The 24,436-nt window shown below is 68.6% G+C and carries 23 protein-coding genes and 1 pseudogene; 14 read left to right on the top strand and 10 right to left on the bottom strand.

Annotated elements, in window-relative coordinates:
• Positions 1-56 precede the first annotated feature (56 nt).
• Positions 57-434: a hypothetical protein gene (locus PFX91_RS16420; protein WP_285732835.1), complete on the bottom strand. Its 378-nt coding sequence runs from the start codon at positions 432-434 to the stop codon at positions 57-59.
• A gap of 452 nt (positions 435-886) precedes the next feature.
• Positions 887-1,435: a GNAT family N-acetyltransferase gene (locus PFX91_RS16415; RefSeq protein ID WP_285732833.1), complete on the bottom strand. Its 549-nt coding sequence runs from the start codon at positions 1,433-1,435 to the stop codon at positions 887-889.
• A 406-nt stretch (positions 1,436-1,841) separates the two neighbouring features.
• Here PFX91_RS16415 and PFX91_RS16410 point away from each other — a divergent pair, with 406 nt between their 5' ends.
• Positions 1,842-2,465 carry a DUF4352 domain-containing protein gene (locus tag PFX91_RS16410; RefSeq protein WP_285732831.1) on the top strand — a complete coding sequence of 208 codons (624 nt, stop codon included), beginning with the start codon at positions 1,842-1,844 and terminating at the stop codon, positions 2,463-2,465.
• A 261-nt stretch (positions 2,466-2,726) separates the two neighbouring features.
• Here the strand turns inward: PFX91_RS16410 and PFX91_RS16405 are convergent, their stop codons facing one another.
• Positions 2,727-2,945: a hypothetical protein gene (locus PFX91_RS16405; RefSeq protein ID WP_285732829.1), complete on the bottom strand. Its 219-nt coding sequence runs from the start codon at positions 2,943-2,945 to the stop codon at positions 2,727-2,729.
• A 258-nt stretch (positions 2,946-3,203) separates the two neighbouring features.
• On the opposite strand from PFX91_RS16405, the pseudogene PFX91_RS16400 reads away from it, so the two are divergent.
• Positions 3,204-4,560 (top strand): annotated as a pseudogene (locus PFX91_RS16400) (sugar porter family MFS transporter).
• A gap of 83 nt (positions 4,561-4,643) precedes the next feature.
• Here PFX91_RS16400 and PFX91_RS16395 read toward each other — a convergent pair.
• The gene (locus tag PFX91_RS16395; RefSeq protein WP_285732827.1) at positions 4,644-4,877 is read right to left on the bottom strand and encodes an SHOCT domain-containing protein; all 234 of its coding nucleotides are present in this window, start codon (positions 4,875-4,877) and stop codon (positions 4,644-4,646) included.
• Between the two features lie 153 nt (positions 4,878-5,030).
• On the opposite strand from PFX91_RS16395, the gene pabB reads away from it, so the two are divergent.
• Positions 5,031-7,082: an aminodeoxychorismate synthase component I gene (pabB, locus tag PFX91_RS16390; RefSeq protein WP_285732825.1), complete on the top strand. Its 2,052-nt coding sequence runs from the start codon at positions 5,031-5,033 to the stop codon at positions 7,080-7,082.
• 322 nt (positions 7,083-7,404) lie between these two features.
• Complete coding sequence (locus tag PFX91_RS16385) at positions 7,405-8,106, top strand: metal-dependent transcriptional regulator (RefSeq protein WP_285732824.1); 702 nt, start codon at positions 7,405-7,407, stop codon at positions 8,104-8,106.
• Between the two features lie 131 nt (positions 8,107-8,237).
• On the opposite strand, the gene PFX91_RS16380 is transcribed toward PFX91_RS16385, so the two are convergent.
• Positions 8,238-9,830, bottom strand: a complete 1,593-nt coding sequence (locus PFX91_RS16380) for an alkaline phosphatase D family protein (protein ID WP_285732822.1) — start codon at positions 9,828-9,830, stop codon at positions 8,238-8,240.
• 523 nt (positions 9,831-10,353) lie between these two features.
• Between PFX91_RS16380 and PFX91_RS16375 the strand changes: the two genes are divergently transcribed.
• Positions 10,354-11,574, top strand: coding sequence for an MFS transporter (locus tag PFX91_RS16375; RefSeq protein ID WP_285732819.1), 1,221 nt, complete (start codon positions 10,354-10,356; stop codon positions 11,572-11,574).
• A gap of 173 nt (positions 11,575-11,747) precedes the next feature.
• Complete coding sequence (locus PFX91_RS16370) at positions 11,748-12,587, top strand: alpha/beta fold hydrolase (protein WP_285732817.1); 840 nt, start codon at positions 11,748-11,750, stop codon at positions 12,585-12,587.
• A gap of 42 nt (positions 12,588-12,629) precedes the next feature.
• Here PFX91_RS16370 and PFX91_RS16365 read toward each other — a convergent pair whose 3' ends face one another.
• A complete protein-coding gene (locus PFX91_RS16365; RefSeq protein ID WP_285732815.1) occupies positions 12,630-12,773 on the bottom strand; it encodes a hypothetical protein in 144 nt (47 codons plus the stop codon).
• Between the two features lie 544 nt (positions 12,774-13,317).
• Between PFX91_RS16365 and PFX91_RS16360 the strand changes: the two genes are divergently transcribed.
• Positions 13,318-14,466 (top strand): baeRF2 domain-containing protein, encoded by a 1,149-nt coding sequence (locus PFX91_RS16360; protein ID WP_285732813.1) that lies wholly within the window; start codon positions 13,318-13,320, stop codon positions 14,464-14,466.
• 51 nt (positions 14,467-14,517) lie between these two features.
• Here PFX91_RS16360 and PFX91_RS16355 read toward each other — a convergent pair whose 3' ends face one another.
• Positions 14,518-15,531, bottom strand: a complete 1,014-nt coding sequence (locus PFX91_RS16355; RefSeq protein ID WP_285732811.1) for an exonuclease domain-containing protein — start codon at positions 15,529-15,531, stop codon at positions 14,518-14,520.
• A gap of 301 nt (positions 15,532-15,832) precedes the next feature.
• On the opposite strand from PFX91_RS16355, the gene PFX91_RS16350 reads away from it, so the two are divergent.
• The 4 genes from PFX91_RS16350 (at position 15,833) to PFX91_RS16335 (ending at position 19,316) form a co-directional block, all read left to right on the top strand.
• The gene (locus PFX91_RS16350) at positions 15,833-16,777 is read left to right on the top strand and encodes a metal ABC transporter substrate-binding protein (RefSeq protein ID WP_285732809.1); all 945 of its coding nucleotides are present in this window, start codon (positions 15,833-15,835) and stop codon (positions 16,775-16,777) included.
• The gene (locus tag PFX91_RS16345) at positions 16,774-17,520 is read left to right on the top strand and encodes a metal ABC transporter ATP-binding protein (protein WP_285732807.1); all 747 of its coding nucleotides are present in this window, start codon (positions 16,774-16,776) and stop codon (positions 17,518-17,520) included. The genes PFX91_RS16350 and PFX91_RS16345 overlap by 4 nt, the downstream gene beginning before the upstream one ends.
• A complete protein-coding gene (locus PFX91_RS16340; RefSeq protein WP_285732804.1) occupies positions 17,508-18,392 on the top strand; it encodes a metal ABC transporter permease in 885 nt (294 codons plus the stop codon). The genes PFX91_RS16345 and PFX91_RS16340 overlap by 13 nt, the downstream gene beginning before the upstream one ends.
• Positions 18,393-18,572: 180 nt before the next feature.
• A complete protein-coding gene (locus PFX91_RS16335; protein WP_285732802.1) occupies positions 18,573-19,316 on the top strand; it encodes a metallophosphoesterase in 744 nt (247 codons plus the stop codon).
• Positions 19,317-19,363: 47 nt separating this feature from the next.
• On the opposite strand, the gene PFX91_RS16330 is transcribed toward PFX91_RS16335, so the two are convergent.
• On the bottom strand, positions 19,364-20,176 hold the full coding sequence (locus PFX91_RS16330) for a thioesterase family protein (protein WP_285732801.1): 813 nt from the start codon (positions 20,174-20,176) through the stop codon (positions 19,364-19,366).
• A gap of 153 nt (positions 20,177-20,329) precedes the next feature.
• On the opposite strand from PFX91_RS16330, the gene PFX91_RS16325 reads away from it, so the two are divergent.
• The 3 genes from PFX91_RS16325 (at position 20,330) to PFX91_RS16315 (ending at position 22,070) form a co-directional block, all read left to right on the top strand.
• Positions 20,330-21,199, top strand: coding sequence for a phenylalanine 4-monooxygenase (locus PFX91_RS16325; protein WP_285732799.1), 870 nt, complete (start codon positions 20,330-20,332; stop codon positions 21,197-21,199).
• 309 nt (positions 21,200-21,508) lie between these two features.
• Entirely contained in the window at positions 21,509-21,679 is a 171-nt protein-coding gene (locus PFX91_RS16320; protein ID WP_285732797.1) for a glycine zipper domain-containing protein, read from the top strand.
• Between the two features lie 184 nt (positions 21,680-21,863).
• Entirely contained in the window at positions 21,864-22,070 is a 207-nt protein-coding gene (locus PFX91_RS16315; protein WP_285732795.1) for a hypothetical protein, read from the top strand.
• A gap of 24 nt (positions 22,071-22,094) precedes the next feature.
• On the opposite strand, the gene PFX91_RS16310 is transcribed toward PFX91_RS16315, so the two are convergent.
• Together PFX91_RS16310 and PFX91_RS16305 are read right to left on the bottom strand one after the other, a co-directional pair.
• Positions 22,095-23,264 (bottom strand): PP2C family protein-serine/threonine phosphatase, encoded by a 1,170-nt coding sequence (locus tag PFX91_RS16310; RefSeq protein WP_285732794.1) that lies wholly within the window; start codon positions 23,262-23,264, stop codon positions 22,095-22,097.
• 177 nt (positions 23,265-23,441) lie between these two features.
• The gene (locus PFX91_RS16305; protein WP_285732792.1) at positions 23,442-24,083 is read right to left on the bottom strand and encodes a DsbA family oxidoreductase; all 642 of its coding nucleotides are present in this window, start codon (positions 24,081-24,083) and stop codon (positions 23,442-23,444) included.
• Positions 24,084-24,436 lie beyond the last annotated feature (353 nt).

Below are 24,436 nucleotides of genomic sequence, written 5' to 3'. Positions count from 1 at the left end.
TTCGGCGTGGTTCACCCACGGGACCGGCCCACCCCGCCACCCCTCCCACAGGGACCCTACGACCGCGCCGACCTGCGGGCCAGATGCCGTTTGGAACCCGCCGTCGTCGGCCCCAGCACGGTCCCCGGAGGAAAGGGAAGGGGGTCCACCGGCCTTCGAACACGGGGGACGACACCGACCTGGTAGTCGTCCTCGTAAACGATCCGGCCCGGGTCATCGGAAACACTCTCCCGATGGGCCACACCGTGAGCGAACAACAACCCCCGCAGAGCGTCGAGGCGTTCGACGAAATCGGTCCGGGCGCGCACGCGATCCCGAAACCATGTCACCGCCCCCAAAGTGTTGCCGTCCCCGTACAAGGGCGGAACGGGCAAAGCACTCCGGAACCAGTCATCGACGTCGAAGTAGAGCTCCTCCTCAGAGTCGGACAACATACCCGCACGCCTGAGGTGATCGACCGCGACGAAGACCCCTACCTCGACACCCACACGCCCGACATAGTCCGCGTGCACCCTGAAGAAACCCGTCACATGCGCGATATACCCCGCGCTCGACGCCAACACCACCCACGTGGGCCTCCAGGTGAGGCTCGGCGCTACCGGTGCAGCACCCCCTGGAGAGATACAGGTCGACGGGGCGTAGGCAAAGGTCACCGCGCGGGCGACACAGCGCAGACACGGACCAGCAGGCCGAGACCGTGGACAGGATCTGGCCGCCCATCCGGTCGATACCGCCCCAGAGCATCGTCACCTTCGACACCGGGTTCAGGTCCCAGACCACACTGGAACCGCAAAGGACAGCGAACTCCGGAAAGTTCTGAGCACCGAGGGGACCGGCACCCAGGACAGGGAACCGGGCCGCTCCTCGCCCGAGGACCGGTCGATGGTCACCCCGCCCTCCGGGGCCATCCCTTCTGAGAGGGCGCCGGGGTGTCCAGGACCAGATCAGGCCGATGCTCTGCCGATCGGGACAGGAACGTGCACACCTTCCCCGGCCGGCGCTCCACCTGACGCATGACAGTCCACCCCTGCACCTTGGTGTAATAACGAACCAACCCCGGCGCGAACGTGCCCCGGCGCACGACCTGTCGGCCGGTACGTGCGGCGTGATCCAACGCCCACCGCGCCAACACCCACCCCAGCCGCCGACCGGCCGGCCACGTCCATGTCGAGGCCAGGAACAGAGCCGGGACCGCCCGCTCCCGCTCGGTGAACCCCCACTCGGGCGACTCGGTGTACGCGCTCGTGCACCCCACCACCTGACCGTCTTCGAGCAGCACCCACATCGGTGTGTCGTCTTCCGCGGTCTGCTCGGCCATCGCCGCAGCGACCTCAGGGTGAGCACGCAGCCCCCGGGCGACCATCCACTCCACACGCTTGGCCACCATGGCCGCGACGCCGTCGTGATCATCCGCCTGGGCCGGTCGAATCTGCATGTGGTCCCTCATCGTCGGGCCTGGAGGAAGGCCAGGCCGGTCTCCAGGATCAGTGGTCGATATACGTCGAACGTGCGCACCCCGGTGGCCGCGCGGGACGGTTCGTCGCGTCGAGGTACCCATCTTCGACCAGGAGCGAACCACGGGCGAACACGTGGAGAAGAAGGTCGGCTCCGTGGCGGCGCATGGCCGTGTCCAGGACGTGCTGAAGGTTCTCACCCGCCCAGCCCCGAGACAACAGCAGGACCCGACCATGACCGTTCCTCAACGGAAAGTACGGCTGATCTGTGAAAACCCCTTCCTGCGCCCCGCTCCTCGGATAAAGTGCGGCGACCTCGTTTCTTCATCCCTTGCCGGTCGCCTGTCCCGCTCCTTGCCCGGCCTCCTTGTGTGAGGAGATTCCCCTGTGAACAAAACCGGTTGGATCGTGACCGGCGTGAGCGCCCTGCTCGCCTTGCTGGTGGGGTTCGGCGCCGGGTGGTTCGGCAACCAGGCCTATATCCGCGCGTCCTTCGAATCGGCATGGGAGGACATGGAGGCCGAGTTCGACGACTCCACCATGGACGAGGACATGGACGTGATGGAGGAGCAGGAGGAGGACCCCGTGGAGCAGACCCCCGAAGCGGTGCCCATGTCGGAGTCCGCTTCCGACGGCGTCTGGGACATCAAGATCACCAAGGTGGAACGCGCCACCCAGGTGTCGGGCTCCTACTCCACCGCGGTCGCCGGCGACGGTCAGGAATTCTTCATCCTGGACGTGGAGATGACGAACGCCTCCGACTCTCCGCAGATGCCCGAGATCGACACCTCCGAAGTGGTGGACGAGGACGGCAACCGGTACGGATACCACTCCGACGCCTCGCTCGCCCTGGACGAGGACGACGCGCTGTACACCGACGTCAACCCGGGCGGCACCACCGAGCTGCGCATCCCGTTCCAGATGCGGCAGGGCACGGTGGTCGACACGGCCCTGCTGTCGGGAACGTGGAGTGACACCGGCCGGATCGCCGCGATCCAGATCCAGGAGTAGGGCGCACACGATGACGCCCCGCAGCCCGCGGCGGATTCCAGGGGTGGCCGCAACACCGACTGAACTACACGAGTAAAAGCAAACGCGCGGCTGGGATACCCCAGCCGCGCGTCTTGCGGGGACGCTTCTTCTCCAAGGGCAGGCCCCGATGAACCCCCTCTTCCTCGCCGCCCCGCGTGAGCAGAGCCAAAGCGCCGACCGCACGATCGGCGTGCACGGCCTCACCAGTACACAGACCCCGGACCCGTCCTTTCCCCAGGCTCAGAAGACGACCAAGGCGCGACCTCGACCATCGGACATAGGAACCTCCAACGGGGGTAGTGCGCGGTGTTGTCGGTCGAGGTCGGCCGGGCACATGTGTCGTTCCACGGCGGTGAGGAGGGCGGCGATGTCGAGCGAGTCCCACCCGTGTCCGTCACGGCGGACGATCTCCCACACCCATGCCATGAGCCGTTCGGCGTGCGCGGTGTGCCCGCTCAAAACACCCGCGAAAGGCGTCGTTCACCGGGATCGGGAAGCCCACCGACCACCTCCAAGGTGGAAGACACCCCAAAAAGGCACCGGCGGGCGGAGCGCCTGCCGCAACGGCCTCCGGCAAGGCCCGGTCCGCCTCTTGAGGCGACTGCACCGACCCGACCACGTTCACCTTGTAGACCTAGAACCTGGGGAGATACCGCTTTCGTGAACAGTCGGGTGCATTCTGCGAACGAGGGCGAGAGCAACATCGTCCACGTGACGATGATCGCCGCCGCCGCGGCCATGGGAGGCTTCCTCTTCGGCTACGACAGCGCCGTCATCAACGGAGCGGTGTCGGCCATCCAGGAGCGGTTCCAGGTGGGGGAGGCCGTACTCGGTTTCACCGTGGCCTCCGCCCTGCTGGGATGTGTGGTGGGCGCCGCGTTCGCCGGCTCCCTGGCCGACCGCTTCGGCCGTATCCGCGATGCAGGTCGCCGGTGTGCTGTTCGCCGCCAGCGCCGTCGGATCGGCCCTGCCCTTCACGGTGTGGGACCTGACCGCCTGGCGGATCCTGGGCGGTACGGCCATCGGTCTGGCCTCGGTGATCGCCCCCACCTACATCGCCGAGGTCTCCCCGGCCGCCTACCGCGGCCGCCTGGCCTCACTCCAGCAACTGGCCATCGTCCTGGGCATCGCCGCCTCCCAACTGGTCAACTTCGGTATCGCCCAGACCGCCGGAGGCAGCGCCGTCAACACCCTGGGACCCCTCCAGGCCTGGCAGTGGATGCTGGGTTTCGAACTCCTGCCCGCCCTGATCTACCTGGGCCTGACCCTGGTCATCCCCGAGTCGCCCCGCTACCTGGTGCGTGTGGGACAGGCGGACCGGGCCCGCCGCATCCTGGCCGACGTCGAGGGCGGCGGTCGAGAACACGTCGACGGACGCATCCAGGAGATCCGCAGGGCCCTGGGCTCAGAGACACGACCCAGACTGCGCGACCTGACCGGCCGCCACGGTCTGCTGCCCATCGTGTGGATCGGTATGGCCATCTCCGCCTTCCAACAACTGGTCGGCATCAACGTCATCTTCTACTACTCCTCCTCACTGTGGCAGTCGGTGGGCGTGGCCGAGTCCGACTCCCTGCTGCTGAGCCTGTTCACCTCCATCGTCAACATCGTGGGCACGTTCGTGGCGATCCTGCTGGTGGACCGGATCGGCCGCAAACCACTCCTGCTGGTGGGGTCGGCCGGCATGACCGTGTCGCTGGCCCTGGCCGCCTACGCCTTCGGCCACTCCCAGGTCCAAGGCCAGGAAGTGGTGCTGCCGTTCTCGTGGGGCGTGGTGGCGCTGACCGCGGCCAGCTTCTTCGTGCTCTTCTTCGCCCTGTCCTGGGGCGTGGTCGTGTGGGTGCTGCTGGGAGAGATGTTCCCGCTGCGCATCCGCGCCGCGGCGATGGCCGTGGCCACCGCGACCCAGTGGCTCACCAACTGGCTCATCACCGTCAGCTTCCCGACCCTGAGCGACTGGAACCTGAGCGGCACCTACCTGCTGTACACCTTCTTCGCGCTGGTGTCGTTCTTCTTCGTGTGGAGGTTCGTCAAGGAGACCCGAGGCAAGACCCTGGAGGAGATGCGAGGCTGACCCTCGCCCCACACCGCGGGGGCGGCCCGCCCTCGGACAGGCGGGGAACACCTCGACGGAGTCCAGGGCGCCGCTCCCGCACTTCAGCGTTCCAGGTCGATCTTCCTTTGCAGGAACTCCTCGCGGTCGATCTCCCCCCGGGCGTATCTGAGCCGCAGCTCCTCCTCCGCCGCGTCCACCTCCCGCGCCCCCCGCACCGCACCCACCGAACGCGACCCCATCCCGGCGCCACGGACCGTGGACGCGACCGTGACGGCGCACAAGGCGCACAACGCCATCGCGAACACCACCATGAACACGGCCAGCACGTAACCCATCTCCTCAACCCTCCTCAGCCGAAAGCTCCCCGTCCCTTGTCATGTACCCCGCCCACAGCCCCACAGAAAGGGGGCTTTCGTACCTGTGGACGGTCGGGCCCCGCCCAGACCACCGTAATCTGAGGTGTTGCACACCGGACGAAAGGGATTGTCGTGCGCGTTCTCCTCGTGGACAACCATGACTCCTACACCTACAACCTCTTCCACCTGCTGGCCCAGGTCCTGGGCCGCACCCCCACGGTGTTCACCAACGACGACCCCCGCTGGGCCGCCTTCGACCCGGCCGACACCGACGCCGTGGTCCTGTCCCCGGGGCCGGGCCGCCCCCAACACCCCCACGACCTGGGTCACATCCCCCGCCTTTTGGACCACACCCACCTGCCGGTCCTGGGCGTGTGCCTGGGACACCAGGCCATCGCCCACCTGGCCGGAGCCCAGGTACTGTCGGCCCCCCGCCCCCTCCACGGCCACCTGAGCCGGATCCGTCACACCGGCACGGACCTGTTCACGGCGCTACCGCAGGACTTCACCGCCGTGCGCTACCACTCCCTGGCCGTCCACGAGCCCCTGCCCGACACCCTGACCGCCACCGCATGGGCCGAGGACGACGTGATCATGGCCCTGCACCACCGCGACCTGCCCCGCTGGGGTGTGCAGTTCCACCCCGAATCCGTGGCCGGCCGATACGGCGCGGAACTGATCGCCAACTTCCTGGACCTGGCACACCGCCACACCGCCGCCCCCCTCACCCTCACGCCCCCCACCTCAGACCTGCCAAGGGCCACCACACCCCCGGCCAAGGCCCGCCCACAGACCCCACGACCCCCCGCCCACACCCCCCGACCACCCCTCACCCGCCAGATCCCCCTGGCCGTGGACGCCGAAGCCGCCTTCGCCCGCCTGTACGGCGACACCACCCACGCGTTCTGGCTGGACAGCTCCCACCTCCACGGCCCCGCCCGCTTCTCCTTCCTCGGCGCCCGCACCGGAGAGGTACTCACCTACCGCGTCGGCGGCCCCGTGCACGTGCAAGCCGCCGACGGCACCACCCACACCGAACCGGGCAGCATCTTCGACGCACTGCACCGCCGCGTCCCCCACCCCTCACCCACCGCTTTGCCCTTCGACTTCGCCGGAGGCTACGTCGGCTACCTCGGCTACGAACTCAAAGCCGACTGCGGCACCACCAACACCCACACCTCACCCCACCCCGACGCCGTGTGGCTGCGCTGCGACCGCTTCGTGGCCATCGACCACCACCACGACCGCACCTACCTGGTGTGCGCCGACGACGAACCCGACGGCCGGGCCTGGCTGGAACAGACCCTGAACACGCTCACCACCCTCACCCCCCTGGACCCGCCCCCACCCCCCGCACCCCCCACCGACCTGACCCCCCTGCTCCAACGCCCCCACCAGGACTACCTCGACGACATCAAGGAATGCCTGGCCCAGCTCACCGCCGGAGAAAGCTACGAGATCTGCCTGACCAACCACCTACGCCTACCCCACGGCGGCCAGGACCTGGACATCTACCGACGCATGCGCACCGCCCGCCCCGCCCCCTACGCCGCCCTGCTACGTCTTGGACCGATGAGCGTCCTGAGCGCCTCACCCGAACGCTTCCTCCGGGTGAAGGCCGACCGCACCGCCGAAAGCCGCCCCATCAAGGGCACCGCACCACGCCACCCCGACCCGACCGCCGACGCCCGCGCCGCCCGGGAACTACGCACCGACCCCAAGACACGCGCCGAGAACCTCATGATCGTGGACCTGCTGCGCAACGACCTGGGACGGGTGTGCGAGGTGGGCAGCGTGCAGGTCCCCGCGTTCATGTACACCGAGTCCTACGCCACCGTGCACCAGCTGGTCTCCACCGTGCGCGGCACACTCCTGCCCCAGGTGTCGGCCCCCCAGGCGATACGCGCCTGCTTCCCCGGCGGATCGATGACCGGCGCCCCCAAGAAACGCACCATGCAGATCCTGGACCGGTTGGAGACCTGCGCACGCGGCGTCTACTCCGGCGCGCTGGGATATGTGTCCTCCTCCGGCACCACCGACCTGAGCATCGTCATCCGCACCGCGGTACTGGCCGAGGGCGAGATCACCATCGGCGCGGGCGGCGCCATCGTGCTGGACTCCGACCCCGAACAGGAGTACCAGGAGATGCTGCTCAAAGCCGCCGTTCCCGCCCGCGGTCTGTGACCCCACGACCTTCAGGTCGGCGAGCGGACGGGACCCCAGCGAGTGCGCCCCGCACGGGCGGGCCGAGAAACACCCCTGCCGATCGGCTCCAGACACACCCGCCCCGGGCCGCGGGGTGGGGCGACACGACCTCGCCCATGGCGTTCGAAGAAGACACCGGAACCTTCCTGCGACCACACCGCCAAGGCCGACACAACACCCCCCAAAGACCGGCCGGCGTACCCCGACCACGGACCTGGAGAACGACGCCACCGGCGAGCCTTGTCCACAGACACAGTGCACAAATGGTGACAGGTGAACGGTCCACGGTACGGTTACGGGCATGGACAACGCACCGACACGACCGTCCACGTCGGTCGAGGACTATGTGAAGGTCATCTACGACCTACAGGAGCGCGGCACCGGGCCGGTGACCATCTCCGGCATGGCCGAACGCCTGTCGGTGTCCAATTCCTCGGTGTCGGGCATGCTCCGCAAACTCAGCGAACTGGGGTTGGTGGAACACCGACGCTATGGCACCGTCAGCCTCACCGAACCCGGCACCAAGGCCGCCCTGGCGGTACTGCGCCGCCACCGTCTGCTGGAGACCTACCTGGTCGCCGAACTGGGCTACTCCTGGGACGAGGTGCACGACGAGGCCGAGATCCTCGAACACGTGGTCTCGGACAAGTTCGTCGACCGCATAGCCCACCACCTGGGGGACCCGGTGGTCGACCCGCACGGCGACCCCATCCCCACCCGAGAAGGACACATCGTCCAACACCCGAGCGTACTGCTGTCAGAGGCCGACAAGGGCGTCAGCGGAGTGATCGTCCGCGTCAACGACACCGACCCCGACCTTCTGCGCTACCTGGACGAGATCGGCATCGGCATCGGCATGCGCGTGGAGGTCGTCGAACACCAGCCCTTCGCCGGATCGATGCAGATCAACGTGCGCACCCACGACAACGCCCCCGAACGCGCCCGCTCACTGGGAATGGTGGCGGCCGAGGCCCTGTGGGTCAGCCCCGACCTTGCCGGGTAGGAGCCCACAGGGCCCCGGCCCCACCCGGCCTCGGCGCGGCCGATGCCTTCCACCACGACCCCCTCACCGACACCACGGGCCGAACCCTCCTTGTCCTTCGACCACGAGCGCCGACCCGGCCCCGTTGCCCCTCACGCCTGCTCACGCACCCCCGCCACACCGTCCTGGACCACGAACCGCGCCCGGTCCCGGATGGGCGCCCCCGGTTCGCTCACATAGTCCACGACCCGGTAGTCGGCCTTCCACTCGGTGGAAGTGACCACGTTGCGCACATAGCCGCGCCTGCGGTTGACGAACCTGATGTGCGGGTTCTCCTGGAGCTGCACCGCGTCTGCCGGGGCCTGCTCGGCCCCATCGCCGCCGCTGGTGAAGGAGGTGCCCACCAGTTCGGTGGCCACCGTCGCCGACGCCGGATCATCGAAGTCGGCCTTGACGTCGCACACGTAGTTGGCGTGCACGTCCCCGGTGATCACCACACCGTTGCGCACCCGCGCCAACTCGTCCCGCACCCGGTCGCGCTCCACCACGTAGTTGTCCCAAGCGTCGTCACTGAAGCCGGTCTGCTCACCCTCGACGAAGTCGCGTTGGGAGAAGAACACCTGCTGGGCCAGCACGTTCCACCGGGCCCGCGAGGAGGACAACCCCTCGAACAACCACTGCTTCTGGTCGGTGCCCAGCAGGGTACGGGAAGGGTTCTCCCGGTCCTGGGGCGCCTGCTCGTCACGGTACTGGCGAGTGTCCAGCAGGTGCACGTCCACCAGGTCACCGAAGGACAACCTACGGTGAAGCCGCATGTGAGGCCCCTGAGGACGCTGGGCCGGGCGCAGCGGCATGTGCTCGTAGTAGGCCTTGAACGCCTGGGCGCGCCGGCGTAGGAACTCCTCGGCGGGAATGTCCTCGCTGTCGGAGTGGTCGTCGGCCCAGTTGTTCTGCACCTCGTGGTCGTCGAAGACCACCGCCCAGGGGAAGGCGGCGTGCGCGGCCTGAAGATCGGTGTCGCTCTTGTACTGGGCGTGTCGGATGCGGTACTCGGCCAGGGAGCGCACCTCCACCCGCGGCAGATGTCCTCGCCCGATGGCGCCCTGACCCGCGGTCTCGTAGATGTAGTCGCCCAGGAACACCACCAGATCCAGGTCCTCCCGGGCCAGGTGGGCCTGGGCGGTGTAGTGCCCCTGGGTGTAGTTCTGGCAACTGGCGAAGGCGAACGCGAACCTGTCCAGACGCATACCCGGGGGAGTGGTGGTCCTGGTGCGACCGACCGGGCTGATCTGCGTTCCCACACGGAACCGGTAGAAGTACTCAAAGCCCGGACGCAGCCCCTGAGCCTCCACGTGCACCGCGTGGGCGTCCTCAGGGCCGGTCTCCACCTCCCCGGAGGTGACGATACGACCGAAATCCTCGTCCTCGGCCACCTGCCACTGCACCCGCACCCGCCGATCGGGCATACCGCCGAGCCCGTCCTCGGCCAGCGGGTCGGGGGCCAGGCGGGTCCACAGCACGACGCTGTCGTGGAAGGGGTCGCCGGAGGCCACACCCAGGGTGAAGGGTTCGACGATGCGCCTGGGAACGACGGTCGTGTCGGCGTGGGCTCTGGGGCTCCACACCCCGCCAAGGGTCACGGCGCCCAGGGTGGCCGCACCCGCGACCAGGACCTGGCGCCGGGTGGCGCATGCGGCGGAGGCGGTGGGCCGGTGAGCGGGGGAGGGGGTGACGGTTCCCGACATCAGGTCTCCTGAGAGTGTGCGGGGAGGTGCCCGACCCCGTGTGGGCCGGGCGGGGGACCGTGCTCCATCCGGCCACGGAAAACGGAACGTCCCCAACCACCGTCCGGTGAACGTTGTCCCCATATGGGTGACTATCAGGTGACAGACGGTTATGAGGCAGGTCAGGCCCGCAACACGCCGAGAAGTCTGAAAAACCATCAGACGCGGCCCGCCCGGGGACAGCGACCCCACACCCGATCACACAACGAAACAGCCCAGAACACAGGCGTTGCGAACCTCGCCCCTCCCCGGCCCCACACCCAAAAGGCACACCCCACCCCAAGGCGACCGGCCCACCCCGACCACCCGCGCCCCACCGCACCGGGCACACCCCACCCACCAGACCCCTTGGCCCCACCCCGCCCCTGACCTACCCTGGAAGCATGACCCAGCGACATTAGGTCCCCGCCCGGTCCCGGGCCCGAGCACCACCAGGCACCACACCCACACCCGGTGCCCCTTCCCGCTCGGCCCAAGGACCCGCATGAACACCCCGCCCACACCCACCCGCGGTACGCACCCACTCCGCCTGACCGCACCCCTGTACGCCTACGCGGCCCTGAGCGAATTCGTCCTGCTCTACCCGCTGTACGCACTCCTGTTCCAAGACACCGGCCTGTCCCTCACCCAGATCAGCTCCCTGTTCCTGCTCTGGTCCCTGTCCTCACTCCTTGCCTCCCTGCCCGCCGGAGCATGGGCCGACGTGGTGCCCCGCCGCCACCTACTGGCCCTGGCCCCCCTGCTGGCCGCCACCGCCTTCTCCCTGTGGCTGCTGTGGCCCGCATACCCCACCTTCGCACTGGGCTTCGTCCTGTGGGGCGCGGGCGGCGCGCTGGCCTCAGGCTCCCTGGAAGCCCTGGTCTACACCGAACTCGCCCACCACCACGCCACCGACCGCTACGCCCCGACCATGGGCGTGACCCGCGCCCTGAACGTGGCCGCCGTGGGAGCCGCCACCCTCCTGGCCGTGCCCGTCATGGCCCACGGCGGCTACCCGGCCATCGGCGCCGGCAGCGTCGCCGCATGCCTGCTGTGCGCCCTGTGCGCCCTGGCCCTGCCCGAACATCGCACCCCCACGAGCACCACCACCGACCCCCCGACCCCCTCCGGCTACCTGAGAGCACTGCGGGAAGGCCTGGCCGAGGCCCGCACCAGCCACCGGGTCCGCGGCGCCATCGTGCTGGTGATCGTGGTGAACTGCTTTTGGGAGCTGCTGGAGGAGTACGTCCCCCTCCTGGCCTCCCACGCGGGCGTGCCCACCACCACCGTCCCCCTGGTGGTACTGGTGATATGGCTGTTCATCACCTTCGGCGGTCTGCTCGCCGGAACCGTCGCCCGCATGCCCACCCGCGCCTTCGCCGTCCTACTGGGCCTGGCCGCACCCGCCATCGCCGTCGGCGCCCTGCGCGCCGACCCGGTGGGATGGGCACTGCTGGGCGCGGGCCTGGCCGTGTGCCAGGCCGCGAGCGTGGTCGCCGACGCCCGCCTACAGCACCGCATCACCGGACCCAGCCGGGCCACCGTCACCTCACTGGCGGCACTGGGCACCGACGCCTCCCACACCCTGGCCTACCTCCTCTACGCCGGTGCGTTCGCCCTGGGCGGCCACGGCCCGGCCTTCGCCCTGCTCGCCGCCCCCTACCTGGTCGCCGCCCTCATCCTCGGCCTGACCCCCAACACCCCAACGCCCCCCACCCGACGATGAGCCCCGCCCACCGCACCGAACCCGACCCCCAGCCCTCCACGGCGCACCCCACGCCCACCATCAGCAACAGACACCAACCCCAAAAACACCGCGAGCACAAAAGCCACATCCACACCCCACAAAGGCCCCTCCGGTGAGGACAGCCACGGCGCCGCGCAATAACATCGTGTGCTGTGGCACACCAGACGAAGAACACCGCGAACACCAACGGCACGAACATCGCCTCCGTGCGCGGGATCAGCGTCACCTACACCGACCGCGGAGCCGGACACCCCGTCCTGCTCGTCCACGGTCACCCCTTCGACCGCACCATGTGGGACCCCCAGGTCAAGGCGCTGACCCAACACGGATACCGCGTGATCGCACCCGACCTGCGCGGATACGGGCGCAGCACCGTCGTGCCCGGCACCACCACCTTGGACACCTTCGCCCGTGACCTGGCCGCACTCCTGGACCACCTGGACCTGGACATGGTCAGCGCGGTGGGCCTGTCCATGGGCGGCCAGATCTGTCTGGAGCTGTACCGCCTCTTCTCCGACCGGATCGACTCACTGACCCTGGCCGCCACCGACCCCCGCCCCGAAACCGACCAGGGCAGGACCGACCGCGCCGCACTGGCCCACCGCCTACGCTCAGAAGGCATGCGCGGCTACACCGACGAAACCCTCATCGGCATGATGACCGCCGACAACGTCCGCGACCTGCCCGAGGTCGCCGACCACGTACGCGCCATGATGTACGCCGCCCCGCCCCAAGGCGCGGCCTCCGCCCTGCTGGGCCGCGCCCAACGCCAGGACTACCTGCCCCTGCTGCGCCGCATCGCGGCACCGACCCTGCTGGTGGCGGGCCGACACGACACCTTCACCCCACCCCGCCTCACCGAATCCATGCACGTGCTGGTGCCCGACTCCCTCGTGCAGATCATCGAAGGAGCCGGACACCTGCCCAACCTGGAACGCCCCGAACGCTTCAACGAGGCCCTGCGCCGTTTCCTGGACCACAACCACACCTAGGAAAAGACGCCCCGCTCCAGGGACACACCCACCGCGGCGAGCTCACACCCGCTCCACCGGCAACCACGACTCGGCCTGGACCGTGGCACCGCCCTGCCCCGGGACCACCCGCAACATCTCCGGCCCCTTCACCGACCGGTAGGTCGGATGCGAGGGGAACCACTGGCCGAAGGCGTCGGCCCACATCCGCCACCACCTTGGGAAAGACCACCCAGGTACCGGCCGGCACCTTTAACACCTCCATCCCCTCGACATCTCGCGCCGACGTCGCCGCCGCCCGGTGGTAGTCGACCTCACCCCCTGCTCACGGTCGGGGGAAACAGCGACGGTGACGCCCAGGACACCACGCGGCTCCTGGGCGGACAACTCCTCGATCCGCGCCGACACCCGCCCGTCCACCTCCCTGACGAACTCCTCCCGAGCAAGATTGCGGCCCTGATGGACGATCGGCACCCGCCTCCTACGACCCACCAGCCCAAAGGCCTCCTTCCCGACCGTTTTCGCCCCGATACCGTCAGCCCCCCTTTTTTCCCACACCCACCGCACCCGCACCCATGCCCGAGGGCCCACCGGGTAGGGGGCACGTACAAGACCGGGAAATCCTTGGGCAAGGCAGCCCGTCCGGGTCGACGTGGCGCACCCGGCGTGAGCAGCATGGACCCGAGGATGGCCCGCACAGCGAACCCCACGAAGGAGGTGAGCGGGGCGGGGACACACGCCTCGCGGACACATGGACCTGGGTTTCCTGCGACCTTTGTACGAAAGCGATGCCCCGGTGGCCTCGGTCCACCTGGACACCGGTCGCGACAGGACCGACGCCGACAAGGAACTGGAACTGCGTTGGCGCCACCTGCAAAGCGAACTGTCGGCCCTGGGCACCGACAAGGCCACCCTGGACGTCCTGGAGGAAGCGGTCAAGGAAGGCACCTCACGAGCGTTCGGCGACCACGGCCACTCCCTGTTCGCCTCCCAAGGGCGACTGTTGGGCTCCTACACCCTGTCCGAACCACCCGCGCAGGACCGCGCCCTGCTGATGCCCATCCCCGACCCGCTTCCCCTGGTCGTGGACCGAGGCCGTCAACTGCCCTACGTGCTGGTGGCACTGGACCGGGTCAACGCCAAGGTGTCGGCCTACACCGCCCGGCCCACCACCGAACCGGCCTCCGAACAGGAGTTCACCGGCGCCGACCTGCGCAACATCGACACCATGGGACGCGGCGGCCCCGGCGTCCTGAGCGGCTACAACGGCCGCTTCGACGGACAGAACTTCGCCAACGAGACCTGGCGCGAGAACGCCAGCAGGATCGCCCAACACGTACGCGACGCCGTCGCCCAGGTCAACGCCCAGGTGATCTTCGTGGGCGGTGACGAGGAGGCCATCGCCTACCTACGCGACAACATCGCAGAACGCAGACTCAACATCCCCATCCACCTGGTCCCGGGAGGAAGAGGCGGCCCCGACGCCGAGGAACGCCTGCACCAGGCCGCGGCCGAGGCGCTACGCGACTTCGTCGTCGAAGGCCACGACGACATCATCGCCGACTACCAACAAAAACTCGCCAACGACCAGGCCGTCCGCGGAACCGAACCGACACTGCCCATGCTCTCGGAAGGGAGGGTCAGAACGCTGCTGTTGGGCGCCGACCGCGACGACGAACCCCGACTGTGGGGCTCTCCCCACGAACCGATCCTGGTGGCCAAGGGCCCCAACGCCCTGGACGACCCCGACGCCGCCTTCCAGGCCCCCGCCAGCGCACTGATGCTGCGCTCGGCGATGGCCTCCGACGCCGAGTTCAGCGAAATCCTCGAACACGGCCACACCAGCGGTGACAGCGGCGCCATCCTGCGTTTCCCCAAGTCACCGCAGGAACAACTCTGATCGTGAGGGCGTCAAGGCCCCGCCCCGGCCCACCGGGGCGGGGCCTGCTTCTCAAGAACCCTCGGTCATCCCCAACAGGGCGAGCAGTTCGGCCTCGCTGATCAGGTCGATGCGCTGGCCACGCTCACGGTAGGTCTGAGCACGCAGGTGTTTGGCGGTCTTGCCCACACCGTCATGGCCCCCGATGACGAGCACATCGGTCTTCTTCGTGACGTTCTTGGCCGGATGCCCGCCCGCCTGGGCCACACGCCGCCACACCTCGGGTTTGTCCATGGACTCAAGATCACCCGAGACGCACACGGTACGCCCGAACAACGGCCCCGCGGGGTCGGCGTCGGCACAAGCCCGAGGCAGCGCCGCCTGCGCCTGCCGCTGCCACCTGCCCCACCGGTCCCCGTCCCGCACCTGCGCACCCACCTGCCGCTGCCACCTGCCCCACCGGTCCCCGTCCCGCACCTGCGCACCCACCTGCCGCACACCCGGCGCGGGGGCGGCGGCCTCCACCTGATGCAGCCGCAACCGGGCGGCGCGGGACAACTCCTCCAACGAGGCGGTGCCGTACCGCTCCATGGCCGCGATCATGATGCGCGCGGCGGCCTCGGCGTCCTCATCGGCCCTGTGGTGGTTCCTCATCCGATGACCGATGTGGGCGCACACCGTCGGCAACCGGTGATCGGGCAGACCGTCCCAGGTCCGCCGTGACAACGCCAACGTGCACGCATACCGCCAAGCCGGATGGGACAGCCCCGTGTGCCCACAGGTATGACGCAACACCCCCATGTCGAAGGCGGCGTTGTGCGCCACCAGGGGATCACCGTCGGCGAACTCCACGATGCGCGCGTGCACCTGCTCCCAACCGGGGGCGTCGACCACGTCGGCGGCGGTGATGCCGTGCACCGCGGTGTTATAAGGGGAGAAGAAACCCACCCGCTCCGGCGGGCGGATCAAGGTGGTGTAGCGGTCCACGATCCGCCCCTCACGCACCCGCACCAACCCGACCGCGCACGCACTGCCACGATCGTGGTTGGCCGTCTCGAAGTCGATCGCGGTCCAGGTGTGGGACACCGCAAACCTCCTACCACCAGGGGACTCCTTGAGAGTAACCCCTCGGCGCGCCACCGCGCCCCACTCTCGCCGCCCGACCCCCTCACACAAGCACCTCGAGCCCGCACCGAAGGGCCCGGAAAAAGGGGGGAGGAGGAAAGCGGCCGAGGCCGGCACCAGCGCACGGTGGAACACCGGGGGAGCGGGCCCGCCCTGAGGGTGTCGACCCCCCGGGCAGGGGTAGTGCGCCACCTGAGCGCACGGCCCCTATCGGCACCCACGAAAAAGAGTGAGTTCGGCGGGATTGTGGTAAAAGTTAGGCGTGGCGAACTTTAAAGATGGGGCCCTCACACGCCGATGGTCGCCAGGCCTCACCACCCTGGCGGCCCTGACACTGACCCTGAGCGCCTGCACCGCCCCCACCGACCAGACCCGCGACGACGACCGACCCCTGGTACTGACCACCTTCACCGTGCTCGCCGACATGACCCGCAACGTCGCGGACGGCCGCGTCCACGTCGTCTCCCTCACCCGCCCCGGCGCCGAGATCCACGGCTACGAACCCACCCCCGACGACCTCGTCCGCGGCCAAAACGCCGACCTGATCCTGGAGAACGGACTGGGCCTGGAAGCCTGGTTCGACCAATTCACCGCACAGGTCCAAGCCCCCACCGCCCAACTCAGCGACGGCGTCCAGACCATCCCCATCTCCTCCGGCCAACACCAGGGCCGACCCAACCCACACGCCTGGATGTCCCCCGACAACGCCCACATCTACGTCGACAACATCCGCCACGCCCTCACCGAACTCGACCCCGCAGGCCAAAGCACCTACGCCGAGGCCGCCCAGACCTACAAGGACCAGATCAGCGAAGTCGGCGACTACCTGCGCACCGAACTGGCCGAACTCCCCGACAACGCCCGAGCCCTGGTCACCTGCGAAGGCGCCTTCTCCTACCTGGCACGCGACGCCGACCTGACCGAGATGTACCTGTGGCCGGTCAACGCCGAATCCCAAGGCACCCCCCAACAAACCGCCGCCGTCACCGCATTCGTACGCGACAACCAGGTCCCCACCATCTTTTGCGAAAGCACCGTCAACGACAGCGCCCAACGCTCCGTGGCCCGCGAAACCGGCGCGCACATGGGACAGACCCTCTACGTCGACTCCCTGTCCCAAGAAGACGGCCCCGTCCCCACCTACCTGGACCTGCTACGCCACGACGCCGAGGCCATCGTCACCGGACTCAAAGGGGAAACCGGATGAACGCCGCCATCGAGGTCACAGACACCACCGTCCGCTACGGTGACGTCCTGGCCCTGGACAACGTCAGCCTGTCCCTACCCCCAGGCCGCGTCTGCGGCCTGCTGGGCACCAACGGATCAGGCAAGTCCACCCTGCTCAAAACCGTGCTCGGCCTGGTCCCCGCCGACCACGGCCGCATACGCATCCTCGGACACACCAGCACCCAAGCCCGACGCAAAGGACTCCTGGGCTACGTCCCCCAGTCCGAACAGGTCGACTGGGCCTTCCCCGTACGCGTACGCGACGTGGTGATGATGGGCCGCTACGGACACATGTCGGCACGCCGCAGACCCCGCCCCGCCGACCACCAGGCCCTCGCCCACGCCCTGGAACGCACCCACCTGAGCGACCTGGCCGACCGCCAGATCGGCGCCCTGTCCGGCGGACAACGCAAACGCGCCTTCATCGCCCGCGCCATCGCCCAGAACGCCCGGGTACTCCTACTCGACGAACCCTTCGCCGGAGTCGACAAACGCTCCGAAGACCACATCATCGAACTCCTCCGACAACTGGGCACCGAAGGCCACACCCTGCTGGTGTCCACCCACGACCTGGCCCAGGTACCCGCCCTGTGCGACCAAGCCCTCCTCCTGCAACGCCGCGTCATCGCCCACGGCCACCCCGCACACGTCCTACACCCCGACAACCTCACGCAGGCCTTCGGCACCCCCACCGACCAGGAGGACCGAGCATGGACACGCTGACGAGCGCGACCGAATGGTTCACCACCCCCTGGAGCTTCGCGTTCATCCAACGCGCCCTGCTGGTCAGCGTGGTCGCCGGAGTGGTGTGCGCCGTCCTCTCCTGCTGGATGACCCTCATCGGCTGGTCCCTGATGGGCGACGCCGTCTCCCACGCCGTCCTGCCCGGAGTGGTGCTGTCCTACATGTTCGGACTGCCCTTCGCCGCCGGAGCACTGGTCTTCGGCGCCGGATCGGTCGCCCTGATCGGCGTGGTCAACCGCACCTCCCGCGTCAAGGAGGACGCCGTCATCGGCGTGGTCTTCACCGCCATGTTCGCCCTGGGCCTGGTACTCATCTCCCGCGTCCCCAGCCAGACCGACCTGGGACACATCCTGTTCGGCAACGTCCTGGGCGTCTCCGACACCGACATCCGGCAGATCCTCCTCCTGGGCGCGGCGGTACTGCTGGTGATCTGGTACAAACACCGCGACCTGACCCTGTACGCCTTCGACCCCGTCCACGCCCACGCCCTGGGCATCAACCCACGCCTGCTGGAGACCCTGCTACTGGGCCTGCTGTCGGTGACCGTGGTGGTGGCACTACAAGCGGTGGGCATCATCCTGGTCGTGGCCATGGTCATCATCCCCGGCGCGACCGCCTACCTGCTCACCGACCGGTTCGAACGCATGCTCCTGATCTCCTCGGCCGTGGCGGTGCTCGCGGCCCTGACCGGGGTCTTCACCAGCTTCCACCTGAACGTGTCCACCGGCGGAACGATCGTGCTCACCCAGGCCACCGCCTTCGCCCTGGCCTACCTGTTCTCCCCCCGCCACGGCGTGCTGTGGAAGAGCCGCATCGCACGCCGCCTGCGCGCACACACCCCCACACACTGAACAAGGACCCCAGAGCAGGAGACCCGACCCCCACCGTCCCTGGCCGCACCACCCCACACGACCAGAACACGCGCCCCTGGTGGGCCCCCCGTCACCGGCCTAGCCTTCACCTACCTCGGGTGGATCCGCGCCGACCGCCACCGGCGGACGCGCCCCCCACCCCGACGCACAAGGACGGCCATGACGCTTCTCCTCGCCCACGTCAGCGACCTGCACCTGGACGGGACCACACGCGCCACCGAGCGCGCCACCCGCACGGTGGACTACCTACGCCACCTACCCCGAACCCCCGACGCCCTCCTGGTCACCGGCGACATCGCCGACCACGCCACCACCGACCAGTACCGCCAGGCCGCACGACTACTGGACCTGCCCTTCCCCGTACTGGTCTGCCCCGGAAGCCACGACGACCGCGCGGCGATGCGCCAGGCGATGCTGAACCTTCCCCCCACCAAGGAACCCTTCAACCACCTCCACCAGGTGGCCAGCGCAGCCGTTTTGACCTGCGACTCCACCATCCCCGGCGAGGACGGCGGCCACCTGGACACCTCCACACTGGTGTGGATCAACCAGACACTGACCGACCTTCCCCCCACCACCCCGGCCCTGCTGGCCCTGCACCACCCACCGGTACGGATCCACCACCCCCTGCCCGACTCCATGCGGTTGGACAACGCCGACGACCTGGCCGGCCTGCTCCAGGCCCACCCCCACCTGGTGGGCATCCTGGTCGGACACGCCCACACCGGCGGAGCCACCACCTTCGCCGGACGACCCCTGCTCCTGGCGCCCGGCGTCAGATGGACCCTGCGCATGCCCTGGGAAGGCGAACCGACCCCCCACCACGACCAACCCCCCGGGGTGGCCTTCCACGTGCTGGGACCCGACCACCGCCTGACCACGCACTTTCGCGCGGTGATGTGAACCCCCACCACCCCAGGACCCGGCGCACCCCAAAGCGCCGGGTCCCCTCACAAGAGCATCGCCAACTGCCGACACTGGGCCACCAGAACACCCGTGGAATCCCAGATCTCCATGTCCTCCTCATGCAGACCACCCTGAACGTGCTTGGTGAAGACCCGACAGGCCGACCACCCCGGAGCGGGCCGGGCACGCACATGCACACTCAACTCCACGGTGATGGTGGTGAACTCACCGATCTCCAACACCGCCGGGGGAGCGAAGTCCACCATCGAGACCAGGGAATGGGTGTCGGGCTCACGACCATCGGCGAAACGCATCCAGAACTCCGCATACGGACGGCCGTCCTTCCTGCCGTCCATCCACCCCGGCCGCTCGGGGTAGCGGTACTCCACACTGCCGGCGATCCCCACCCCCTCGGCGCGGGCGAACTCCGGGGGAACGGCACAGTCCTGAGGAGGAGGCAGGTTCGGGGGCTCATCCAGGGTCAGCACACGCGCGGACCGATCCGGAGTCAGATCACCGTAGGTGGCGATGGCGCGCACGACCTCCTTACCGCCCTGTTCCAGGACCACCTGCCCGGTCGCGGTACGCCGCCCCTCACGCACCACCTCGGTGCGCACCAGCGCCCGCCCGGCCGCGGCCGGACGCAAGAAGAACGCCGACACGGCCAAAGGGTCGGGCTGCCCCAGGTTCTGGCGCAACGCGTTCAAAGCCGCCCCCAGGACATACCCCCCGTTGGGGTGGGAGGTGAAGGTGGTCCAGGCGTCGGTCAAAGTGGCCGTGAACTCGCCGTCGGCCCGCTTGTCAACACGAGTGTCCCGGTCGAACCGGAAACCCCCGGCAGGGTGGTCAAGACTCATACCCAAATGTTACCGGCCAGTAGAAAAGGTGGGGTCCACCCACCCCCACCTGACCCTCCACGGCGCGTCACCCCAGGTCACAACGCCCCCATGACACACGATGAAGACATGAACGACCGATCACCACAGACTCCCATCACACCACAAGGACACATGGGAGCCGCCCACGACCACCCCGGCTTCGCCGACCCGCACTACGTCCGCCGCCGCAACCACCTCGCCGACCAAGCCCGCCACCACCGCGTCGGCGACCCCTCACCCCACGTGGACTACACCGAAACCGAACACCGCACCTGGCGCACCGTACACCGCGCCCTCCTCCAAGCCCACCAAGGACGCATATGCCGAACCGTCGAAGAAGCACGCGACCAAGCACCCATCCCCGCCGACCACATCCCCCAACACACCGAAGTGGGAGAAGAACTCACCGCCCTGACCGGATTCTCCTTCACCCTGGCCGGCGGAATCGTCCCCAACCAACGCTTCCTGGGCTCGATGGCCGACGGCCACTTCCACGCCGTGCAATACGTACGCCACCCCACCATGCCGCTGTACACCCCCGAACCCGACGTCATCCACGACGTCCTGGGCCACGGCACCCACCTGACCTCACCCCTGTTCGCCGACCTGTACCGCACCGTGGGCCGCGCCGCCCGCCGCGTGCACAGCGACGACGCCCTGGACCTGATCAGCCGCATCTACTGGCACACCCTCGAATACGGCCTGGCCCACGAATCAGGCACCACCAAGGCCTACGGCGCGGCCCTGCTGTCCTCCTACGGAGAACTCCTACGCATGCACCAAGCCCACATCCGACCCTGGAACCTGCACGAGATCGCCACCCGCCCCTACCAGGTATCCGGATACCAACCCGTGCTCTACACCATGCGGAGTCTGGACCACCTGACCCAGACCCTCCACGACCTCCTCGACGACTTCGACGAGGACACCCGGCCACGCATGGGCCTACCACCCCTGGCCGAACGCGGCCTCACCGGCCGCCCCGCACCCAGCACCCACTGACCCACCGGCCGCCCAGGGCGCCGGAGCACCCACCGGCGCCCCGGACGGCCGATGCGCACACACCCCTCCCGCCCCGACCACACCCCCCACCACCCGATAACCTGCCACGACCACCACCCACCCGGAACAGGTCCTCAACATCACCGACCCGGCCGACCACCTATCGACACGGCCGCCCCCACACCCTCCCCAAGGAGAAGAGGCGTACACCCACCCGTCCACCAGGACCAGGTCGCCCGATCACCGCCCCCATGGAACCGGACGGGACGCACAGCCGTCCGACCACCGACACCACAAAGGCAAGGACACATGAAGGACAACAGCAACATCGGCGTCGGTCTGGCCCTGGGCCTTGGACTGGGCATCGCCTTCGGCACCCTGCTGGACAACCTGCCCATGGGCGTCGCCCTGGGCCTGTGCTTCGGCATCGCCTTCGGCAGCGCCACCACCAAGAAGAAGAACAACGACGAAAGCCCCTGACACCCACCCCGCCCCCCAACTCCCACGACCCCACGGGCACACCATGGCCCCGCCGCCTGCTTCGCGGGCCGGCGACGGCGATCCTTCCCGCCCCGCCCCACGCTGCTGCGCCCCTTCCACCGGCGGGCACAGGCACCGAACACGTCCACACCCGACCCTGGCGGGCCGACCACAAGCGCACCCCATGCCCCGGAAAAGGGCCACCGGCCACCTTGGCCCCGAGGAGCCCGACGCACCGCGACTCACCACCGCACGGCCGAGCGATCACACGAAAGGAGCACCGCTCTCCCGGGACGAACGTCTGGACCCACCCGCGGTCCACCCCACGACCACGGCCCCCGCGCCTCAGCGCACCGTCAACGCCACCACCGAGGCCAAGATGCGCAGATGATCGCCGCGCACCCAACCCGCTCCCTCAGCCGTGCCACTCACAAAAAAGCACGGTGGCGTCGTCCCCCAACCGCCCATGGTGGTACTCCAAAACAGCGTGCACCAACCGACGCAACGTCTCAGGGACCGGCATACTGTCCCCCTGATGGCGGATGACGAAATCCACGAACCGCTCCAGACCGAACTCACGCCCCTGAGAGTCACGAGCCTCGACGATCCCGTCGGTGTACAGCAACAACCGATCACCCGGCTGGAGCTGCTCCCCACACACCGTCACCGGCAACCCCAGATCCGTCCCCAACGGATGCGAGGGCTCACACCCCATGTCCCGCACCCGCCCACCCCGGATGAGCACCGGCGGCAGATGCCCACAGTTGATCCACTCCAACCGCCCGGTGGCCATGTTCAACTCCGCCATGATCGCGGTGGCGAAACGGGTGTGCACGAACTCCTGGACCAAGGTCGCCTCGACCGCCCGACAGATACCGGCCAAAGAAGTGCCCTTACGCCGCTCGTTACGAAAAGCCCCCACCGCCAGGTTCGCGATCAGACCCGCCGCGGTGTCATGCCCCATCGCGTCGAACATCGCCAGATGGGCCACCTCCCCGGCCAAGGCGTAGTCGAAGGCATCCCCGGCGTTGTCGTAGGCCGGCTCGATCGCCGCCGAGATCGTCACCCGGGAATCGGCGAACGTCCCCGGCGGCATGAGCGTCCACTGCATCTCCGCCGACACCGACATCGGCCTGACCCTGATCAACCGGGCATAAGCGTCACTGTTGGAACGCTTGGCGATGACCAACAAAGCCACCATGGCGGCCAGATCACGCATCGGAGAACGATCCGGATCCCCCGCCCACCCCACACGCAGCACACCCAAACGCTCGGCACCCTCCAAAATGGGCACCCAATAACGCTGCTCATCCTCCACCCGGGCAGGCACCCCCCGCACATAGGCCTGCCCCGCCAAAGAACGATCCACCTCCAGGTCCTCACCACCCTCATGGGCGTCCGCACCCACCCCCGTCACCTCACGCAACACCCGTTGCTGATGATCGGCCAGGTAGATACGCGCCTGGGAAAGCCCCGCATGCTCGGCCTTCTTGGCGACCAACGAGGGCAACTCCTCGAAAGTGGCCAGATGGCCGGCCCGCACCAAGGAGAGCATCAACTCGTTGGACACCTGCTGCACCGGCATGGCAACACCCCGGAATCCGGCGTGACCGAGCGCGCCCACGCCCACCCCCACGCCCCGTCTGGCCTGCGGACCACAAAGCCCATCGTCGCACGGCCGGACACGAACCGGAACTGCCCAGACCCGCCTCTTTCCATGTCTGTGCACAGCCGATACCCACCCGCCGCCCCCCCCGGGGGGTCACCCCCGCCGCGCGCCGAAGGCCTTGTCCAACGCCGACACCATCACCTCCACCGGCTGAGCACCCGACAACCCCACCGAACCATCGATGACGAAGAACGGCACACCGGTCGCACCCCACCGCCGCGCCAGATCGATGTCCTGACGCACCTGCTCGGCGTACTCCTCACCCCCCAGCACCTCGCGCACCCGCTCGGCCTCCAACCCCGCCCCCACGGCCACCTCCACCACCGTGTCGGCATCACCCAGGTCCCTGGCCTCCACCAACTGGGCACGCATGAAACCCTCCTGCGCCCGATCGGCCACCCCCTGCTCCCGAGCCAACCGCAGCACACGGTGCACATCGAAGGTGTTGACCATCACCCCACCCTCGAAGTCGTACTCCAACCCCTCCCGCGCGGCGACCCGGGCGACCTGATCGGTCATGGCACGCGCCTGCTCCACGGTCGCACCCATCTTGTGCGCCAACGCCTCAAGGACGGGCCGCCCCTCACCCACAGGAAAAGAAGGGTCGAGCTGGAAAGCACGCCAGAGCACCCCGACCTCCTCACCCCCCGACCACTCCTTCACAGCCCTGTCCCAACGGCGCTTACCGATGTAACACCACGGACACACCACGTCCGACCACACCTGGACCTGCACAACGACCCCTTCCACATCGACCACAGGCCCACCCCGCAAAAAGGAAGACACGATCCGCCCACCACCGGTGCCAGGCCCGCCCGCGACACCCTAACCGGCCACACCCACCCCACCCCGCGGTGGGGGAGCACCACCCCATGCACCCCCGACCCCACCGGCGACCGGACCGTCGGAGCGCTTCGGGGCGCCCCCACCGCCACCATCGTCTACTCACCCCACCTGCTCACCACCACCCCCCGCACCATCGACGAACTACGCCTCCTGGCCGCCTTCACCCACCTGATCGACAACGCCCACCCCTGGCCCCACACCCCCCGAACACCCCCACCACCCCGGTCCCACCCACCCCCCAC

It is taken from the genome of Nocardiopsis sp. ATB16-24 (genome assembly GCF_030271535.1).
GTDB lineage: Bacteria > Actinomycetota > Actinomycetes > Streptosporangiales > Streptosporangiaceae > Nocardiopsis.
Note: the sequence above shows the minus strand (reverse complement) of the source record. Positions and strands in the feature narration are given on the sequence as shown.

What these genes read in the sequence shown, in the direction of transcription:
- PFX91_RS16420 (WP_285732835.1), bottom strand. Translation starts at nt 434, where the DNA reads ATGTTGTCCGACTCTGAGGAGGAGCTCTACTTCGACGTCGATGACTGG.
- PFX91_RS16345 (WP_285732807.1), top strand. Translation starts at nt 16,774, where the DNA reads ATGAACGCCGCCATCGAGGTCACAGACACCACCGTCCGCTACGGTGAC.
- PFX91_RS16340 (WP_285732804.1), top strand. Translation starts at nt 17,508, where the DNA reads ATGGACACGCTGACGAGCGCGACCGAATGGTTCACCACCCCCTGGAGC.
- PFX91_RS16395 (WP_285732827.1), bottom strand. Translation starts at nt 4,877, where the DNA reads ATGGGTTACGTGCTGGCCGTGTTCATGGTGGTGTTCGCGATGGCGTTG.
- PFX91_RS16375 (WP_285732819.1), top strand. Translation starts at nt 10,354, where the DNA reads ATGAACACCCCGCCCACACCCACCCGCGGTACGCACCCACTCCGCCTG.
- PFX91_RS16310 (WP_285732794.1), bottom strand. Translation starts at nt 23,264, where the DNA reads ATGCCGGTGCAGCAGGTGTCCAACGAGTTGATGCTCTCCTTGGTGCGG.
- PFX91_RS16360 (WP_285732813.1), top strand. Translation starts at nt 13,318, where the DNA reads ATGGACCTGGGTTTCCTGCGACCTTTGTACGAAAGCGATGCCCCGGTG.
- PFX91_RS16335 (WP_285732802.1), top strand. Translation starts at nt 18,573, where the DNA reads ATGACGCTTCTCCTCGCCCACGTCAGCGACCTGCACCTGGACGGGACC.
- PFX91_RS16415 (WP_285732833.1), bottom strand. Translation starts at nt 1,435, where the DNA reads ATGCAGATTCGACCGGCCCAGGCGGATGATCACGACGGCGTCGCGGCC.
- PFX91_RS16330 (WP_285732801.1), bottom strand. Translation starts at nt 20,176, where the DNA reads ATGAGTCTTGACCACCCTGCCGGGGGTTTCCGGTTCGACCGGGACACT.
- PFX91_RS16315 (WP_285732795.1), top strand. Translation starts at nt 21,864, where the DNA reads ATGCCCCGGAAAAGGGCCACCGGCCACCTTGGCCCCGAGGAGCCCGAC.
- PFX91_RS16380 (WP_285732822.1), bottom strand. Translation starts at nt 9,830, where the DNA reads ATGTCGGGAACCGTCACCCCCTCCCCCGCTCACCGGCCCACCGCCTCC.
- PFX91_RS16325 (WP_285732799.1), top strand. Translation starts at nt 20,330, where the DNA reads ATGGGAGCCGCCCACGACCACCCCGGCTTCGCCGACCCGCACTACGTC.
- PFX91_RS16320 (WP_285732797.1), top strand. Translation starts at nt 21,509, where the DNA reads ATGAAGGACAACAGCAACATCGGCGTCGGTCTGGCCCTGGGCCTTGGA.
- PFX91_RS16365 (WP_285732815.1), bottom strand. Translation starts at nt 12,773, where the DNA reads ATGTGGGCCGACGCCTTCGGCCAGTGGTTCCCCTCGCATCCGACCTAC.
- PFX91_RS16385 (WP_285732824.1), top strand. Translation starts at nt 7,405, where the DNA reads ATGGACAACGCACCGACACGACCGTCCACGTCGGTCGAGGACTATGTG.